This is a genomic window from Pseudomonas sp. AC247 (assembly GCF_979258015.1).
This window is the reverse complement of sequence record NZ_OZ409829.1, coordinates 3,239,761-3,255,886: the sequence shown is the minus strand read 5'-3', so window position 1 is coordinate 3,255,886 and position 16,126 is coordinate 3,239,761. Positions and strand designations below refer to the sequence as shown.

Genomic DNA, 16,126 nt, shown 5'->3' with positions numbered 1-16,126 from the left:
GGCAGCAGGGTCGTCGATGGCCCAAGCGGGCAGCCAGCGTGATCGCCGGTCTCGTTAAGGAGTGACTGCTGGAGAGAGGAAAAGGTTTTTGCGGATTTTCGCTATAGAGTTATGCGCAGGGCTCATCAATCGCAGCTGCGACACGCATTACATGTAGGAGTGAGCCTGCTCGCGATAGCGCCCTGTCAGCCAACCTAAGTGTTGAATGACATGGCCCCATCGCTGGCAAGCCAGCTCCCACAGAGTTGCATGTTGTGAGTGAGATTGTGTTTACAGCACAAATCTCTGTGGGAGCTGGCTTGCCAGCGATGGGGCCAGATCACCCAACCTTAATGCCCGCCAACCACCATGGAGGTGAACGGCGCCACATAGGCCTGCAATGTCACCAATCCACCGACCAGTATCGCCAGCACGATCGAGTGGAAGAACACGTAGCGCAGAATCTCACCCTCATGCCCATACCAGCGGGTTGCGGTGGAAGCGACCACGATCGACTGCGCATCGACCATTTTGCCCATCACTCCACCCGAACTGTTTGCCGCCGCCATCAGCACCGGACTGATGCCGAGTTGCTCTGCCGTCACTCGCTGTAAACCGCCAAACAGCACGTTCGAGGCCGTATCGGAGCCGGTGAGCGCCACCCCGAGCCAACCGAGCAACGTGCCAAACATCGGGTAGAAAATCCCCGTCGCCGCAAACGCCAGCCCCATGGTTGCGTCAAGCCCCGAGTAGCGCGTAAGAAACCCCAGCGCCAGCATCGCCGCAATGGTGATCAGCGAAAAACGCACCACCCACAGCGTGCGCAGGTACTGCTTGATCAGTTGCGGAATCGAGTAGCCCATCAGCAACCCGCCGACGATTGCTGCCAGCAATATCCCGCTGCCAGTCGCCGTGAACCAGGTGAATTTGTACACGGCTTCTTCAGCCTTCGGCGCGGCCACCACCGGCGGGACTTTTTCGATCTGCAGGTGCAAAGAAGTGAAGATCACGGCCGGGGCGAAAATCGGGTTGGCTTCGTTGACCGGTTTGCCTTGCGGATCGAGCTTGGCCGAATGGGTGACTGGATCCATCGCCGGACGCACATCGAAGATGTTTTTGAAACCCTGCGTGCCCCAGGCAAATACGAACACGGTGAGGATGATCCACGGCATCCACGCACGCATGATAGCCGGGCGCGCCTGATCGCTGAATGCGGCGCTGGCGGTGACTTTCTCTTCATCGACTTTCGAGTTGTCGACCCGCCCGGAAAGCGCCGCCGAGGTGTGGATGGTCGCCGGTTTCCATACCTTCAAAAACAGCGTTAGGCAGGCCATGGAAATCAGTGCGGCGATCACGTCTACCAGCATCGGCCCGTGGTAATTCGACACGAGAAACTGCGGCACGGCGAAACTGACGCCGGCCACCAGAATCGCCGGCCAGATTTCCAGCATTTTGCGCCAACCGGCAAAAGCCCAGATCAGCCAGAACGGCACCAGCACCGAGAAGAACGGCAACTGCCGACCGACCATCATCGACAACTCCATTTCATCCAGCCCGGTAACTTTTGCCAGGGTAATAATCGGCGTGCCAAGTGCGCCAAACGCGACCGGAGCGGTGTTGGCGATCAGCGCCAGGCCAGAGGCTGCCAATGGCGAAAAGCCGAGCCCGATCAGAATCGCCCCGGTGACCGCCACTGGAGTGCCGAATCCTGCCGCGCCTTCAAAAAACGCGCCGAAGCAGAAGGCGATCAGCAGCAACTGCAAACGACGGTCATCGGTGATTCGGGCGAGGGAATCCTGTAGCACTTTGAACGAGCCGTTCTCGGTGGTCAGGCGATGCAGAAAGATGATGTTGAGGACGATCCAGCCAATCGGCAACAAGCCATTTGCCGCGCCGAACAACGCCGCCGAACCGGCCATGCTCGCCGGCATGCCGAAGGCGAAGATTGAAATCAACAGCGCCGATGCCAACGCCAGCAGCGCTGCGAGGTGTGCCTTGACGTGGAAAAACGCCAGCGCCGCGAGCATCACCACCACCGGCACGGCGGCCATCAGTGTGGAGATCAACGGATTGCCGAACGGATCGTAGATTTGCTGCCAGACCATGGTCCACCTCTGCTTGTTGTTATTGAGGGCGCAGATCCATTGCGTGGGGCTAGGTTGCAAGGAGTATAGGTGGCATTTCGCCGCCGTCCGCACAGGGCCGGCGGGGCGACAAACGGTCGCTAGTGGCCAGTGAATCAACCTCGATTTGCCCGGTCGTATCTGCGGCTGCGCGCACCGCGTCCTGAAGGCGTGGGCAGCGTGGCCGATTCCGTCGTCAAGACCTTGGTTTTAGGGAAGTGTTGAATGAAGCGCGCTACAACGATGCTGCTGACCGTGACCGCCGCCGTTTTGCTCGGTGGCTGTGTGGCGGATTTTGATGATGACCACCGCCATGGCCGGCACTACGACCGCGACCATGGCCGTAATTACGACCATGACCGCCGTTGGGATGACCGTGACGATCGCCGCGACGGACGTCGCTACTACCGTGATCGGGATGATGATTGATTGAACAGAAAAGGGCGTCCCGCAATGGGACGCCCTTTGTTGTTAAAAATGAGCGCTCGCCTGGACGCTGGATCGCGCAGGCACAGAGGCCTCGATGTCCAGCAAATGGGTGGCGAGAATGTCGCTCAGAAAGCGGAACTGATCGTTGATGCCCACCACTTCATTGCTGAAATGATTGGTAGCGGCGGGCATCAGCAAATCTTCGAAATCTTCGTTGAACAGCAGCGCCTGCGCTTTGTGCGACACCGCGTGCTGATCGTAGTAGTTGCTGCCAAACACCGGGAAACTCACGGAGAGGGTGACGTGGGTATGAATCATGCTGTGTGCTCCTCGTTGTGTCTCGGATGGGGTAATCGTGCCTATCGTTGGCGGCGGGCGGAAGGCAATCGTGGCGATGGTGAATATCGACGGCAGTGATGGTTCGGGTTTTTGTGTGAATTTGCGGGCCCCATCGCTGGCAAGCCAGCTCCCACAGGGAGCCATGTTGTGGCTAAGGTTATGTTTCCAACATAAGTCTTTGTGGGAGCTGGCTTGCCAGCGATGAGGCCGGTACATCCACCATCAGGCCCGGCTGATCCACCTATAATCAAAACTGCCTCTTCCTCATTCAAAGGATGCCCTCACCGTGAACCTGCGTGCGCTGGTCGTCGCCGCACTGTTCCTCCTGGCCGGCTGCGCCACGTCGGCGCGGGCCCCGGTGTCAGCGCCGCAGGCCGTGGTGGTTTCGCCTGCGACCTGGCAGCAGATCGACCGCGAAATCGTCAGCGCTTCGCAACAGGCCACCGAGCAGGTCAAGCTGTTCGCCCGTGGCTCGATGGAACATTGGCGTACTCGCGTCTATGAGCAAACTGAAGAAAATTTCATCCCGTGGTTCAGCAGCTACTGGACGCAGGAATGGCTGTCGATGAAGGTCAGTTGGTACACGATCAGCGCTGGCGGAGAGCAGGATGCTTCGGCCAAGCGTCTGGCGACGTATCTGCTTGAGCAATATCAGGAAAAAGTGCTGGCGCCGGTGGCGGTGGAGATTGATCCAGATGCGATTCTGGGTCAGGCCACGGCGTTCTATGCGCAGTTGATGGCGCAGCAAATGCCGCTCATCGCCCAACGTCATGGCGTGCCGGTTGCGCAGCTCAATGGCCGTCTGCAAAAGATTCCGGCGATTGCCCTCGGCCCGCCCCCGGCGCGCGATGCTTCGCTGTTTCAGGTCATCAGCACCGAACCGCTGAACACCTTGCCGGCCTATGCCGCGCTGATTGACAAGATCCACACCGATGGCGGCGCCAAGGGCATTGCCTCGACCGACGCCGGCATGGCGCCGGTGGCCAAGCGGGCCAGCCAGCGCATTGAAGCGGAAATGGCGCCTCGCGGTGCGGCGAGTGCCGTCGCCGCTGCCGCGGGCAAGCTCGCCGGGGCAATGATCTCGGTGGGCGTGGTGGGCATCCGCGCGATCATTCAGGCCAACGATCGCCCTGACAGCGAGGCGCTGATCCGCAGCAGCCTGGGCAACACCTTCGACAAGGCCTGGTTGAAACTGGTGCAGAACCCGACCACTGGTGTCATGGCGGGTACGCTGCACATGGCCGGGCAGGTCGAGCGCAATCTCGGGGCTAGTGACGCGCCGTCGGTCGGGTTGGGTGCCAATCGTGTCGAATGGCAGCCACCGCAATCGACCAATCAGCAGATCGAACCCAACGTGCAAGGAGAATGATCATGGCTTACATCGATATTTTTGTAGCACCCGTGCCGACCGCCAATCGTGAGCAGTACAAGCAGCACTGCATCATTGCCGCCAAGCTGTTCAAGGAATACGGCGCCCTGAGCGTGGTCGAGTGTTGGGGAGATGACGTGCCGGACGGCAAGCTCACCTCGTTCCCGATGGCAGTGCAGCTCAAGGACGGCGAGACCGTAGCGTCCGGCTGGCTGATCTGGCCCGACAAAGCCACCCGCGATGCCGGCATGGCAAAAATGATGGAAGACCCGCGCATGCAACCGGACGTCAACCCGATGCCCTTCGACGGCCAGCGGATGATCTACGGCGGCTTCCAGGACCTCCTCGAACCCTGAACCACGCACACACCCCTGTAGGAGCTGCGGCACGCTGCGATCTTTTGATCTTTTTTTACAATCAACATCAAAAGATCGCAGCGTGCCGCAGCTCCTACAGGGAATGTTGTCACTCGGGTGAGGGGGTGATGCGGCAGCTTTTGCGCTCGCGAATCTGTTCGTCCGTGGGGCGTTCGCGGACGAATTCGAAGCGCGGTTCACCCTCGCTGTAATGCACCAGCCAGCCCCATTCCAATTCCTGTTCGTCCTGCCCGGGCTGCGGCGGGCGGGCCCACCATGGCTCTTTGCTGAGGATCTCGCGCATGGCGGCCTCCGGTTGATGGCAATCCTTGAACTATAGCTTCCCGTGACGAGTCGTCAGTTCAGGCTGTGTAGAATCCGGCGGATCAGAATAAACAGGGGAGCAGGGCCATGACCGATGAAGCGAAGCGACTGTTTTTCGCCCTCGATTGTCCGCCGGTGCAGCGCAAGGCGATTGCTCAGTGGCGCGGGGAGTTGGGTTTGCGCACCGGTAAGCCGGTGCCGGCGGATAACTTTCATCTGACATTGCTGTTCCTCGGTGCTGTGCCGTTGGCGCAGATCAACGAGGTTTGCGAGGCGGCTGGCAACGTGCGAAAACCGGGTGAGCCGTTGCGGATTGCGCTGGATCGTTTGCAGGTCTGGCATCGCGCCGGCGTTTTGTCGCTGGCGCCGGAGCAGGCGCCACAAGCGTTGCTGCGGCTGGTCTACGCGCTGGAGCAGGCGATGTTGCCGTTCGGCCTTGAAGAGACTGCCCGCGAGTTTCGTCCGCACCTGACCTTGGCCCGCGACTACCGCGCACCGGAGCCGGAATCCGCCACGCCCCCGGAGTTTTTCCTGCGCGCTGAACGTTTTGCCTTGTTTGAATCGCACAAGGGCCGCTATCGGATTCTGCAGGAGTGGTCGCTGATTTGAAGGCACAAAAAAAGGCGCCCGAGGGCGCCTGAATTCACCTGAGCCGAGGGAGCCAGGTGAGGCCGTTCATAGCAGGGTGCAGCGGTGGTAAGGCGCTGCGCGAACGGGAAATTTTTACACTGATCGTTCCCACGCTCTGCGTGGGAATGCCGCTTGTGACGCTCCGCGTTACGCTTTGGGACGCAGAGCGTCCCGGGCTGCGTTCCCACGCGGAGCGTGGGAACGATCATCGTGCGTATCAGTTACTTACCGAGTTTCACCCGGGTCCAGCCGCGCGTCATGATGCGCTGCGTGGCAATCGGTTGATCCGGCACGGCGTACAACGTCGCCATCACCGCGTCTGTCGGGTACGAACCCGGGTCGTTGCGGATCGCTTCGTCCACCAATGGCGTGGCCGCCGCGTTGGCGTTGCTGTAGCCGTTGCTGTTGGTGATCTCGGCGATGATGTCCGGGCGCATCAGGAAGTCCATGAACAGGTAGGCGTTGTCGACGTTGGCGGCATCGCGCGGGATCGCGACCATGTCGTAGAAGCTGCCGGCGCCTTCCTTGGGAATGCTGTAATCGATCACCACGTTGTTGCCCGACTCCACCGCGCGAGCCTTGGCCTGCAGCACATCACCGGAGTAACCGACCGCCACGCAGATGTTGCCGTTGGCCAGATCGGAGATGTATTTCGAGGAATGGAAGTACGCCACGTTCGGGCGAATCTTCATGAACAGTGCCTCGGCTTCCTTGATGTGCGCGGTGTCCTTGTCGTTCACCGGATAGCCCAGATAGTGCAGGGCGGCCGGGATCATTTCGGTCGGCGAGTCGAGGAAACTGATGCCACAGGCTTTGAGTTTTTCAGCGTTTTCCGGCTTGAACAGCAAGTCCCAGGAATTGGTCGGGGCGTTGGCGCCGAGCACTTCCTTGACCTTGGCCGGGTTGAAACCGATGCCGATCGAGCCCCACATGTACGGGAACGCGTGGGCGTTGTCCGGATCACTGGCGGCAGCGTTTTTCAGCAGCACCGGGTTGAGATTCTTCCAGTTCGGCAGCTTCGATTTGTCCAGCGTCTGATAGACGCCGGCCTTGATCTGCTTGGCCAGGAAACTGTTCGACGGCACGACCAGGTCGTAACCGGATTTGCCCGCCAGCAAGCGCGCCTCAAGGGTTTCGTTGCTGTCGAAGACGTCGTAGGTCACGCGGATGCCGGTCTCGTCTTCGAACTTCTTGACGGTGTCCGGCGCGATGTAATCGGACCAGTTGTAAACACGCAGCACCTTGTCGTTGGCCTGGGCGCCCATGACCATCGCGCCCATTAAGGACAGTGTCAGCAGAGTCCTGCCAAACATATTCATCGGTACAACTCCATTCTTCTTATTCAAAAAACACAAAGCCAGAACTCGGTTAACAGCGCCTGCTTATGTAGGAGCTGTCGAGTGAAACGAGGCTGCGATCTTTTGATCTTTCACATCAAGGTCAAAAGATCGCAGCGTGCCGCAGCTCCTACAGGGTTATGCGGTGGCGGCTTGTTGCGGCTGTTGCCACGACTCGTTCGCCGTCTGATCCATCGCTTCCTGAATTGCCCGCTTGCGGTTGGCCTCTGCCTTGCGGCCGAAGTACCAGACCAGGAAGGTCACCAAGGAAACCGCCAGCAGAATCAGGCTCGCCACCGCGTTGATCTCAGGCTTCACGCCCAGACGCACCGCCGAGAACACTTCCATCGGCAACGTGGTCGAACCCGGCCCGGAAACGAAGCTGGCCAACACCAGGTCATCCAGCGACAAGGCGAACGACATCATCCCGCCCGCTGCCAGCGACGGCGCGATCATTGGAATGGTGATCAGGAAAAACACCTTGAACGGCTTCGCTCCGAGATCCATCGCCGCTTCTTCGATCGACAGATCCAGTTCACGCAGGCGGGCGGAGACTACCACCGCCACATAGGCGGCACAAAAAGTGGTGTGGGCGATCCAGATCGTGACGATGCCACGCTCCTGCGGCCAGCCGATCAACTGCGCCATCGCCACAAACAGCAGCAACAGCGACAGACCGGTGATCACCTCCGGCATCACCAACGGCGCGGTCACCAGACCACCAAACAGCGTGCGACCCTTGAAGCGCGTCACACGAGTCAGCACGAAGGCGGCGAGGGTGCCCAATGCAACAGCGGCAATCGCGGTGTAGCAGGCGATTTCCAGCGAGCGCACCACCGAGCCCATCAGTTGCGTGTTGTCGAGCAAACCGACGTACCACTTCACCGACCAGCCACCCCACACCGTCACCAGTTTGGATGCGTTGAACGAGTAGATCACCAGAATCAGCATCGGCAGATAAATGAACATCAGGCCGAAGATCAGCATGAACTTGGAAAAACCGAAGCGTTTCATCCCCGTGCCTCCATCTCTTTGGCCTGGCTGCGGTTGAACAGCAGAATCGGCACAATCAGGATCAACAGCATCACCACCGCCAGCGCAGACGCCACCGGCCAGTCGCGGTTATTGAAGAACTCTTGCCACAGCACGCGACCGATCATCAGCGTCTCCGGGCCACCCAACAGTTCAGGGATCACGAACTCACCGACCACCGGAATGAACACCAGCATGCAGCCGGCAATAATCCCGTTCTTGGCCAGCGGCACGGTGATTTTCCAGAAGTTGTTGAAGTTGCTCGAACCCAGATCCTGCGCGGCTTCCAGCAGGCTGCCGTCGTGCTTGACGAGGTTGGCGTACAGCGGCAACACCATGAACGGCAGGTAGGCGTAAACCACACCGATATAGACGGCGGTGTTGGTGTTGAGGATCTCGATCGGCTGATCGGTGAGACCCGTCCACATCAGAAACGCGTTGAGCAGACCGTTGTTGCTGAGGATGCCCATCCACGCGTAAACGCGGATCAGGATTGCGGTCCAGGTCGGCATCATGATCAACAGCAGCAGGACGTTTTGCGTTTCCTTGCCGGTTTTGGTGATCGCATAGGCCATCGGGAAACCGATCAGCAGGCACATCATTGTGCTCAGCGCCGCGACTTTCAGCGAACCGAGGTAGGCCGACAGGTACAGCTCGTCTTCGCCGAGCATGGTGTAGTTGCCGATGTTCAGCAGCAGCTGGAATTTCTGTTCGGCGTAGGTGTAGATCTCCGAGTACGGCGGGATCGACAGCGCGGCTTCCGAGAAGCTGATCTTCATCACCAGGAAAAACGGCAGCATGAAGAACAGGAACAGCCAAATGAACGGAATACCGATCACCAGTTTTCGTCCGCTGGGCACCAGGCGCAGGAATTGCTGATTGAAGGTTCTCATGAGCGCAGTACCACGCCGCTGTCGTCTTCCCACCACACGTAGACTTTGTCGTCCCAGGTCGGACGCGCGCCACGGCGTTCGGCGTTGGCCATGAACGACTGGACGATTTTGCCGCCGGGCAATTCGACGTAGAACACCGAGTGACCGCCGAGGTAGGCGATGTCATGCACTTTGCCTTCGGACCAGTTGTAGCGGAACTCGGGTTGGGTGGTGCTGACGAGCATTTTTTCCGGACGGATCGCGTAGGTGATCGACTTGTCCTGCACCGAGGTGCTGACGCCGTGACCGACGTAGATCTTCTGCTGCAAGTCCGGGCTGTGGATGATTGCGTGACCTTCAAGGTCTTCCACCACGGTGCCGTCGAAGGCGTTCACGTTGCCGATGAATTCGCAGACCATGCGGCTGACCGGTGCTTCATAAATGTCGATCGGGCTGCCGATCTGGGCGATCCAGCCGAGGTGCATGATCGCGATGCGCTCGGCCATGGTCATGGCCTCTTCCTGGTCGTGAGTCACCATCACGCAGGTCACGCCAACACGTTCGATGATCTGCACCAGTTCCAGTTGCATCTGCGAACGCAGCTTTTTATCCAGCGCACCCATCGGTTCGTCGAGCAACAACAGCTTCGGACGTTTGGCCAGGGAGCGGGCGAGGGCGACGCGTTGACGCTGACCGCCGGACAACTGATGCGGTTTGCGTTTGGCGTATTGGGTCATGTGCACCAGGCGCAGCATTTCATCGACGCGGGCATCGATTTCACTGGCTGGCAAACGGTCCTGCTTCAGGCCGAAGGCGATGTTCTGCGCGACGGTCATGTGTGGGAACAGCGCATAAGACTGGAACATCATGTTGATCGGCCGCTCGTAGGGCGGCATGTCGGTGATGTCCACGCCGTCGAGCAGAATCCGCCCTTCAGTCGGCCGTTCGAAACCGGCGAGCATGCGCAGCAGGGTCGATTTGCCCGAACCGGAGCCGCCGAGCAGGGCGAAGATTTCGCCCTGATGGATCTCCAGGGACACATCGTCCACGGCGGTGGTTTCGTCGAACTTCTTGGTGACACGATCGACTTTCACCAGCACCTTTTTCGGTTGCTGATGACCTTCAAGTGCCTTCCTGTAAGTGCTGGAGGCGTTTGCCATGTGAAACTCCCAACAGGTTTCAGTCGCGCGGCCAATGTGGCCGGGCTTAAGTGGATTGCAAGCCAGGAACAACCATTCCCCTCACACATGGCCCTGTAGGAGCTGCCGAAGGCTGCGATCCTTTGATCTTGTTTTTTACAATCAACATCAAAAGATCGCAGCCTTCGGCAGCTCCTACAGGGGCCACGTTTTCAGCGGGTTGCCCTGGCTTGGTCGGCGCCGCCGTCCTGGCTGCCTGGGTCGTACTTGTTGTTATTACGGGTGTTGCTGTTCACGAATGACGGATGCGCGCAGGCACACCCGATATTCATGGGGGCAGTAAATCGTTACTAATTCCTGGGTTGGATCAGCGCTGGTTGCGCCGCGCCGCCCGTTGCCGGCAAGCCTCGCCGAATGCCTGGAAAATCTTCAGGTAGTTCGGGTTGTCGAGCACTTGCCATTCCGGGTGCCATTGCACGCCGAGGGCGAAGGTCGGGCTGTGCTCGACCGAGACCGCCTCGATCAAACCGTCCGGCGCCAGCGCTTCGGCACGCAGGCCGGGCGCGAGGCGATCGATGCCCTGGCTGTGAATCGAGTTGACCTGAAACTCGCCCGGCAGCTCCAGTGCTTCGAACACACCGCCACCAAGCACGGTCACCGCATGGGCCGGTGCGTATTGCACGGCCACGTCCGGGCTGTCGGCTTCGCGGTGATCGAGCATGCCCGGCAGCTCGTGCACCTTCTGATGCAGGCTGCCGCCGAACGCCACGTTCATTTCCTGGAAGCCACGGCAAATGCCGAGCACCGGAATGCCCGCCGCGATGGCTGCACGTAATAAAGGAAGGGTGGTGGCATCCCGCGCCGGATCGTGATCCGTGCCGGGGGCGCTGGCCGGGCCTTGATAGTGGAAGGGTTCCACGTTGGAGGGCGAGCCGGTCAGCAGCAGACCGTCGAGTTGACCGAGCAGGTCTTCGATTTCTGTCAGGTTGCCAAGGGAAGGAATGACCACTGGCAACCCTTCAGCGCCAACGCTGACAGCACGTAAGTACTTGTCGCCGCTGATGTGATAGGGATGCAGGCCAATCTGTTTGACGCACGCAGTAACGCCGATCAATGGCTTGAATGCCATTTTTATTCACCTCGAAGTTTGACACTTGAACGAGCTTTTCCGGAGCTTAGCCTCGTTGATTTTAATTAACAACTGCCATGTAAAAAATTCTAAACGCCGTTCATCATATCTTCATGATTCTCGGGGCTCCGGCACCTGTATTGGCACTCAAGTGTTAAAAAAAGCCCGAAAAATAAACCCTGAGCGGTCATCTGTTCGCTATTGACTTCACTTTGCCGTTCGGGTTGACTGGCTCGGCGAAACAGCAGTGAACATAATAATTAACAGCTAAATAGGTGCATCATGTCGGTCCCTCTGCGTACCGTTCAACTCAACGAAGCAAACGCATTCCTTAAGAAATATCCTGAGGTTTTGTACGTCGACCTTCTGATTGCGGATATGAACGGTGTGGTGCGCGGCAAGCGCATCGAACGCACCAGTCTTCATAAGGTTTATGAGAAAGGCATCAACCTGCCGGCCTCGCTTTTCGCCCTCGACATCAACGGCTCCACGGTGGAAAGCACCGGTCTGGGTCTGGACATCGGCGACGCTGACCGCATCTGCTACCCGATCCCCGGCACCCTGAGCATCGAGCCGTGGCAGAAACGCCCAACCGCACAACTCCTGATGACCATGCACGAGATCGAAGGCCAGCCGTTCTTCGCTGACCCGCGTGAAGTGCTGGCGAACGTCGTGCGCAAATTCGACGATCTCGGTCTGACTATTTGCGCGGCATTCGAACTCGAGTTCTATCTGATCGACCAGGACAACGTGAACGGCCGTCCGCAGTCGCCACGTTCGCCAGTGTCCGGCAAGCGTCCGGTGTCGACTCAGGTGTACCTGATCGACGATCTCGACGAATACGTCGATTGCCTGCAAGACATCCTCGAAGGCGCGAAAGAGCAGGGCATCCCGGCTGACGCGATCGTCAAGGAAAGCGCCCCGGCGCAATTCGAAGTCAACCTGCATCACGTCTCCGACCCGATCAAGGCGTGCGACTACGCCGTCCTGCTCAAGCGTCTGGTGAAGAACATCGCCTACGACCACGAGATGGACACCACCTTCATGGCCAAGCCGTATCCGGGCCAGGCGGGCAACGGTCTGCACGTACACATTTCGATCCTGGACAAAGAAGGCAACAACATCTTCGCCAGCGAGGATCCCGAGCAGAACGCCGCGCTGCGTCACGCGATCGGCGGTGTGCTGGAGACCCTGCCTGCGCAAATGGCGTTTTTGTGCCCGAACGTCAACTCGTACCGTCGTTTCGGCGCGCAGTTCTACGTACCGAACTCGCCGAGCTGGGGCATCGACAACCGCACCGTGGCCGTGCGGGTACCGACCGGTTCGCCGGACGCCGTGCGCATCGAACACCGTGTTGCCGGTGCCGACGCCAACCCGTATCTGTTGATGGCTTCGGTGCTGGCCGGTATTCACCACGGTCTGACTAACCAGATCGAGCCGGGCGCTCCGGTGGAAGGCAACAGCTACGAGCAGAACGAACAGAGCCTGCCGAACAACCTGCGCGACGCACTGCGCGAGCTGGACGACAGCGAAGTCATGGCCCGCTACATCGACCCGATGTACATCGACGTGTTTGTCGCGTGCAAGGAAAGCGAATTGGCCGAGTTCGAGAACTCGATCTCTGACCTTGAGTACAACTGGTATCTGCACACAGTCTGACGGTTGACCCACCGCCGTAACCCTGTAGGAGCTGCCGAAGGCTGCGATCTTTTGATCTTGCTTTTAAAAAATCAAAGTCAAAAGATCGCAGCCTTCGGCAGCTCCTACAGGGGGGCGGGTTAGCAGATTTTGATCGGCGGCGTTCGTCCGCCGATCACCCCATCCCCCTTGTCGAGCCACAACAATGACAACGACCCGCAACGACTGGGAACAACGCTTCCAGTCCCTGACCATCGAAGCCCGCGCGTTCATCAACGGTGAATACCGCCCGGCCATCAGTGGCGAAACCTTCGAATGCCTGAGCCCCGTCGACGGCCGTTTCCTCGCCTCCGTGGCCAGCACCGATGAAGCCGACGCCAACCTCGCCGTTGAAGTCGCGCGCCAGTCTTTTGAATCCGGCGTGTGGGCGAAAAAAGCCCCGGCCGAGCGCAAGCGCATTCTGATCCGCTTCGCCGATCTGATCCTGCAGAACCAGGAAGAACTGGCACTGCTGGAAACCCTCGACATGGGTAAACCGATCAGCGATTCGATGAGCATCGACATCCCGGCGACCGCCAATGCGATCCGCTGGAGCGCCGAAGCCATCGACAAGATCTACGACGAAGTCGCCGCCACCCCGCACGACCAACTCGGCCTCGTCACCCGCGAGCCTTCCGGTGTGGTCGCGGCCATCGTGCCGTGGAATTTCCCGCTGATCATGGCCAGCTGGAAATTCGCCCCGGCGCTGGCCGCAGGCAACTCGTTCATTCTGAAACCTTCGGAAAAGTCGCCGCTGACGGCGATCCGCATCGCGCAGTTGGCGCTGGATGCCGGCATTCCGAAAGGCGTGTTCAACGTCCTGCCAGGCTTCGGCCACACCGTCGGCAAAGCGTTGGCGTTGCACATGGATGTCGACGTGCTGGCCTTCACCGGCTCCACGGCGATTGCCAAGCAACTGATGATTTATGCCGGCCAAAGCAACATGAAACGCGTCTGGCTCGAAGCAGGGGGCAAGAGCCCGAACGTGGTGTTTGCCGACGCACCGGACTTGCGCGCGGCAGCACAAGCAGCGGCCGGCGCCATTGCCTTCAACCAGGGCGAAGTCTGCACCGCCGGTTCGCGTTTGCTGGTCGAGCGTTCGATCCGCGAACAGTTCATCCCTTTGTTGGTGGAAGCGCTGCAAGCGTGGAAACCGGGTCACGCACTGGATCCGGCGACCACCGTCGGCGCCGTGGTCGATCAGCGTCAACTCGACAACGTGCTGCGCTACATCAGCATCGGTCGTGAGCAGGGCGCCGAGCTGATTACTGGCGGCCAGCGCACCCTCGAAGAAACCGGCGGCCTCTATGTGCAACCGGCGCTCTTCGACGGCGTGACCAACGCAATGACCATCGCCCAGGAAGAAATTTTCGGCCCGGTGCTGTCGCTGATCACCTTCGACACCGCCGAAGAAGCGCTGCAGATCGCCAACGACAGCATCTTCGGCCTCGCCGCCGGCGTGTGGACCAGCAATCTCAGCAAGGCGCACACCTTCGCCCGTGGCCTGCGTGCCGGCAGCGTCTGGGTCAACCAGTACGACGGCGGCGACATGACCGCACCGTTCGGTGGCTTCAAACAGTCGGGCAACGGCCGCGATAAATCGCTGCACGCGTTCGACAAGTACACCGAGCTGAAAGCGACCTGGATCAAGCTCTGACTCTATTACAGCGGTGGTCGCCGTTCATTGGCGGCCCTCGGAGAAACGTATGAAACAGCAACACGTAAACAGCTACTATGCCGCCACCCGCAACGAAGTCATCGACTTCCCGGTTCTGGAAGAAGCGGTGGACTGCGATGTCTGCATCATCGGCGCGGGCTACACCGGCCTGTCTTCGGCACTGTTCCTGACCGAGGCCGGCTACAAAGTGACCGTGCTGGAAGCGGCGAAAGTCGGCTACGGCGCCAGCGGTCGCAACGGCGGCCAACTGGTCAACTCCTATAGCCGCGACGTCGATGTGATCGAAGAGCGCTACGGCGACAAAACCGCGGAAATTCTCGGCAGCATGATCTTCGAAGGCGCCGACATCATCCGTTCGCGCATCAAGGAATACGACATCAAATGCGACTACCGCCCGGGCGGTATCTTCGCAGCGATGAACAAAAAACAACTCAACGGTCTGGCTGAGCAGAAGCGCGGTTGGGAACGTTATGGCAATCGCAATCTGAAGATGCTCGACGCGGCCGACATTCGTCGCGAGGTCGGCTCCGATGCTTACGTCGGTGGCCTGCTGGACATGCAGGGCGGGCACATTCACCCGCTGAACCTGGCGCTGGGTGAGGCCGCCGCCATCGTGCGTCTGGGTGGCAAAATCTACGAGCAATCCGCTGCCGTGGAAATCACCTATGGCGAGCCGATTACCGTGCGCACGGCCAAAGGCCTGGTGCGCGCCAAGTACCTGCTGATCGCCGGCAACGCCTACCTGCCGCAAGGTCTGGATAACCGCGTGACCGCGAAAAGCATGCCGTGTGGCTCGCAGATCGTCGTCACCGAGCCGTTGACCGAAAAGCAGGCCCGCAGCCTGATCACCAACAACTACTGCGTCGAAGACTGCAATTACTTGCTGGATTACTACCGCCTGACTGCCGACAACCGTCTGCTCTACGGCGGCGGTGTGGTCTACGGCGCGCGCGAACCGGATGATATCGAACAACTGATCCGGCCGAAGATCCTCAAGACCTTCCCGCAACTCAAAGACGTCAAAATCGATTACCGCTGGACCGGCAACTTCCTGCTGACCATGTCACGCATGCCGCAATTCGGCCGCATCGAGAAAAACGCCTACTACATGCAAGGCTACAGCGGCCATGGCGTTACGTGCTCGCACCTGGCCGGCAAACTGATCTCGGAAATGATCCGTGGCGACGCCGAGCGTTTCGACGCCTTCGCGTCCTTGCCGCACATGCCAATGCTCGGCGGCCGCACCTTCTCGGCGCCGCTGACGGCCCTGGGCGCCGTCTACTACTCGCTGCGCGACCGCTTCGGCATCTGAGTTACCTCCCCGGCGGCGGTCCCCAAGGCCCCGCCGGTTTTTCTTATCGCAACACCGCAGATATCCAGATGTGGGCGCGGGCTTGCCAGCGATGAGGCCAGTCAACACAACATCAATCCGACTGAAACACCAAAGATCAAATCGTAGGAGTGAGCCTGCTCGCGATGAGGCCAGCCCAGTCAACATCACCCCCGCTGACACACCACAAAACCCTGTGGGAGCTGGCTTGCCAGCGATAGCGGCCGATCAGCAAAAGGGATGTTGAATGTGCCACCCAATCGCTGGCAAGCCAGCTCCCACAGGTTTTGCATTCAGCCCGGATTACCACCGGCAGGTTCATTTCACCCACCGTCCATCGAACCTGCTGAGCAACACCGGCAAACGTGATTTAATAGCCGCCT

General features: G+C 59.6%; 15 protein-coding genes. 7 read left to right on the top strand and 8 right to left on the bottom strand.

Going from position 1 to position 16,126, the window contains the following annotated elements; translation table 11 throughout:
* Window positions 1–329: 329 nt before the first annotated feature.
* The gene (locus ACZZ0B_RS14715) at window positions 330–2,084 is read right to left on the bottom strand and encodes an L-lactate permease (RefSeq protein WP_008086892.1); all 1,755 of its coding nucleotides are present in this window, start codon (window positions 2,082–2,084) and stop codon (window positions 330–332) included.
* Between the two features lie 243 nt (window positions 2,085–2,327).
* On the opposite strand from ACZZ0B_RS14715, the gene ACZZ0B_RS14710 reads away from it, so the two are divergent.
* Window positions 2,328–2,531, top strand: coding sequence for a hypothetical protein (locus ACZZ0B_RS14710; protein WP_007918829.1), 204 nt, complete (start codon window positions 2,328–2,330; stop codon window positions 2,529–2,531).
* A gap of 42 nt (window positions 2,532–2,573) precedes the next feature.
* Here the strand turns inward: ACZZ0B_RS14710 and ACZZ0B_RS14705 are convergent, their stop codons facing one another.
* On the bottom strand, window positions 2,574–2,849 hold the full coding sequence (locus ACZZ0B_RS14705) for a hypothetical protein (protein ID WP_008086894.1): 276 nt from the start codon (window positions 2,847–2,849) through the stop codon (window positions 2,574–2,576).
* Window positions 2,850–3,156: 307 nt separating this feature from the next.
* Here ACZZ0B_RS14705 and ACZZ0B_RS14700 point away from each other — a divergent pair, with 307 nt between their 5' ends.
* Together ACZZ0B_RS14700 and ACZZ0B_RS14695 are read left to right on the top strand one after the other, a co-directional pair.
* Complete coding sequence (locus ACZZ0B_RS14700) at window positions 3,157–4,239, top strand: hypothetical protein (protein WP_463545589.1); 1,083 nt, start codon at window positions 3,157–3,159, stop codon at window positions 4,237–4,239.
* A 2-nt stretch (window positions 4,240–4,241) separates the two neighbouring features.
* Window positions 4,242–4,595 (top strand): DUF1428 domain-containing protein, encoded by a 354-nt coding sequence (locus tag ACZZ0B_RS14695; protein WP_463545588.1) that lies wholly within the window; start codon window positions 4,242–4,244, stop codon window positions 4,593–4,595.
* A gap of 109 nt (window positions 4,596–4,704) precedes the next feature.
* Here the strand turns inward: ACZZ0B_RS14695 and ACZZ0B_RS14690 are convergent, their stop codons facing one another.
* Entirely contained in the window at window positions 4,705–4,899 is a 195-nt protein-coding gene (locus ACZZ0B_RS14690) for a hypothetical protein (RefSeq protein WP_008086897.1), read from the bottom strand.
* A 107-nt stretch (window positions 4,900–5,006) separates the two neighbouring features.
* Here ACZZ0B_RS14690 and thpR point away from each other — a divergent pair, with 107 nt between their 5' ends.
* Window positions 5,007–5,528 carry an RNA 2',3'-cyclic phosphodiesterase gene (gene thpR, locus ACZZ0B_RS14685; protein ID WP_463545587.1) on the top strand — a complete coding sequence of 174 codons (522 nt, stop codon included), beginning with the start codon at window positions 5,007–5,009 and terminating at the stop codon, window positions 5,526–5,528.
* A gap of 242 nt (window positions 5,529–5,770) precedes the next feature.
* On the opposite strand, the gene ACZZ0B_RS14680 is transcribed toward thpR, so the two are convergent.
* From ACZZ0B_RS14680 to ACZZ0B_RS14660, 5 genes are all read right to left on the bottom strand, one after another.
* Window positions 5,771–6,868 carry a polyamine ABC transporter substrate-binding protein gene (locus ACZZ0B_RS14680; RefSeq protein ID WP_463545586.1) on the bottom strand — a complete coding sequence of 366 codons (1,098 nt, stop codon included), beginning with the start codon at window positions 6,866–6,868 and terminating at the stop codon, window positions 5,771–5,773.
* Between the two features lie 156 nt (window positions 6,869–7,024).
* Window positions 7,025–7,900, bottom strand: a complete 876-nt coding sequence (locus ACZZ0B_RS14675) for an ABC transporter permease subunit (RefSeq protein ID WP_034155531.1) — start codon at window positions 7,898–7,900, stop codon at window positions 7,025–7,027.
* Window positions 7,897–8,778: an ABC transporter permease subunit gene (locus ACZZ0B_RS14670; protein ID WP_463546941.1), complete on the bottom strand. Its 882-nt coding sequence runs from the start codon at window positions 8,776–8,778 to the stop codon at window positions 7,897–7,899. The genes ACZZ0B_RS14675 and ACZZ0B_RS14670 overlap by 4 nt, the downstream gene beginning before the upstream one ends.
* A gap of 29 nt (window positions 8,779–8,807) precedes the next feature.
* A complete protein-coding gene (locus tag ACZZ0B_RS14665) occupies window positions 8,808–9,950 on the bottom strand; it encodes an ABC transporter ATP-binding protein (RefSeq protein ID WP_008086902.1) in 1,143 nt (380 codons plus the stop codon).
* Window positions 9,951–10,296: 346 nt separating this feature from the next.
* Window positions 10,297–11,058 (bottom strand): gamma-glutamyl-gamma-aminobutyrate hydrolase family protein, encoded by a 762-nt coding sequence (locus ACZZ0B_RS14660; protein ID WP_463545585.1) that lies wholly within the window; start codon window positions 11,056–11,058, stop codon window positions 10,297–10,299.
* Window positions 11,059–11,340: 282 nt separating this feature from the next.
* On the opposite strand from ACZZ0B_RS14660, the gene ACZZ0B_RS14655 reads away from it, so the two are divergent.
* The 3 genes from ACZZ0B_RS14655 (at window position 11,341) to ACZZ0B_RS14645 (ending at window position 15,725) form a co-directional block, all read left to right on the top strand.
* Window positions 11,341–12,717, top strand: a complete 1,377-nt coding sequence (locus ACZZ0B_RS14655) for a glutamine synthetase family protein (protein WP_064120847.1) — start codon at window positions 11,341–11,343, stop codon at window positions 12,715–12,717.
* A 184-nt stretch (window positions 12,718–12,901) separates the two neighbouring features.
* Entirely contained in the window at window positions 12,902–14,392 is a 1,491-nt protein-coding gene (locus ACZZ0B_RS14650) for an aldehyde dehydrogenase (protein ID WP_463545584.1), read from the top strand.
* A 49-nt stretch (window positions 14,393–14,441) separates the two neighbouring features.
* Window positions 14,442–15,725: an NAD(P)/FAD-dependent oxidoreductase gene (locus tag ACZZ0B_RS14645; RefSeq protein WP_463545583.1), complete on the top strand. Its 1,284-nt coding sequence runs from the start codon at window positions 14,442–14,444 to the stop codon at window positions 15,723–15,725.
* Window positions 15,726–16,126: the final 401 nt, after the last annotated feature.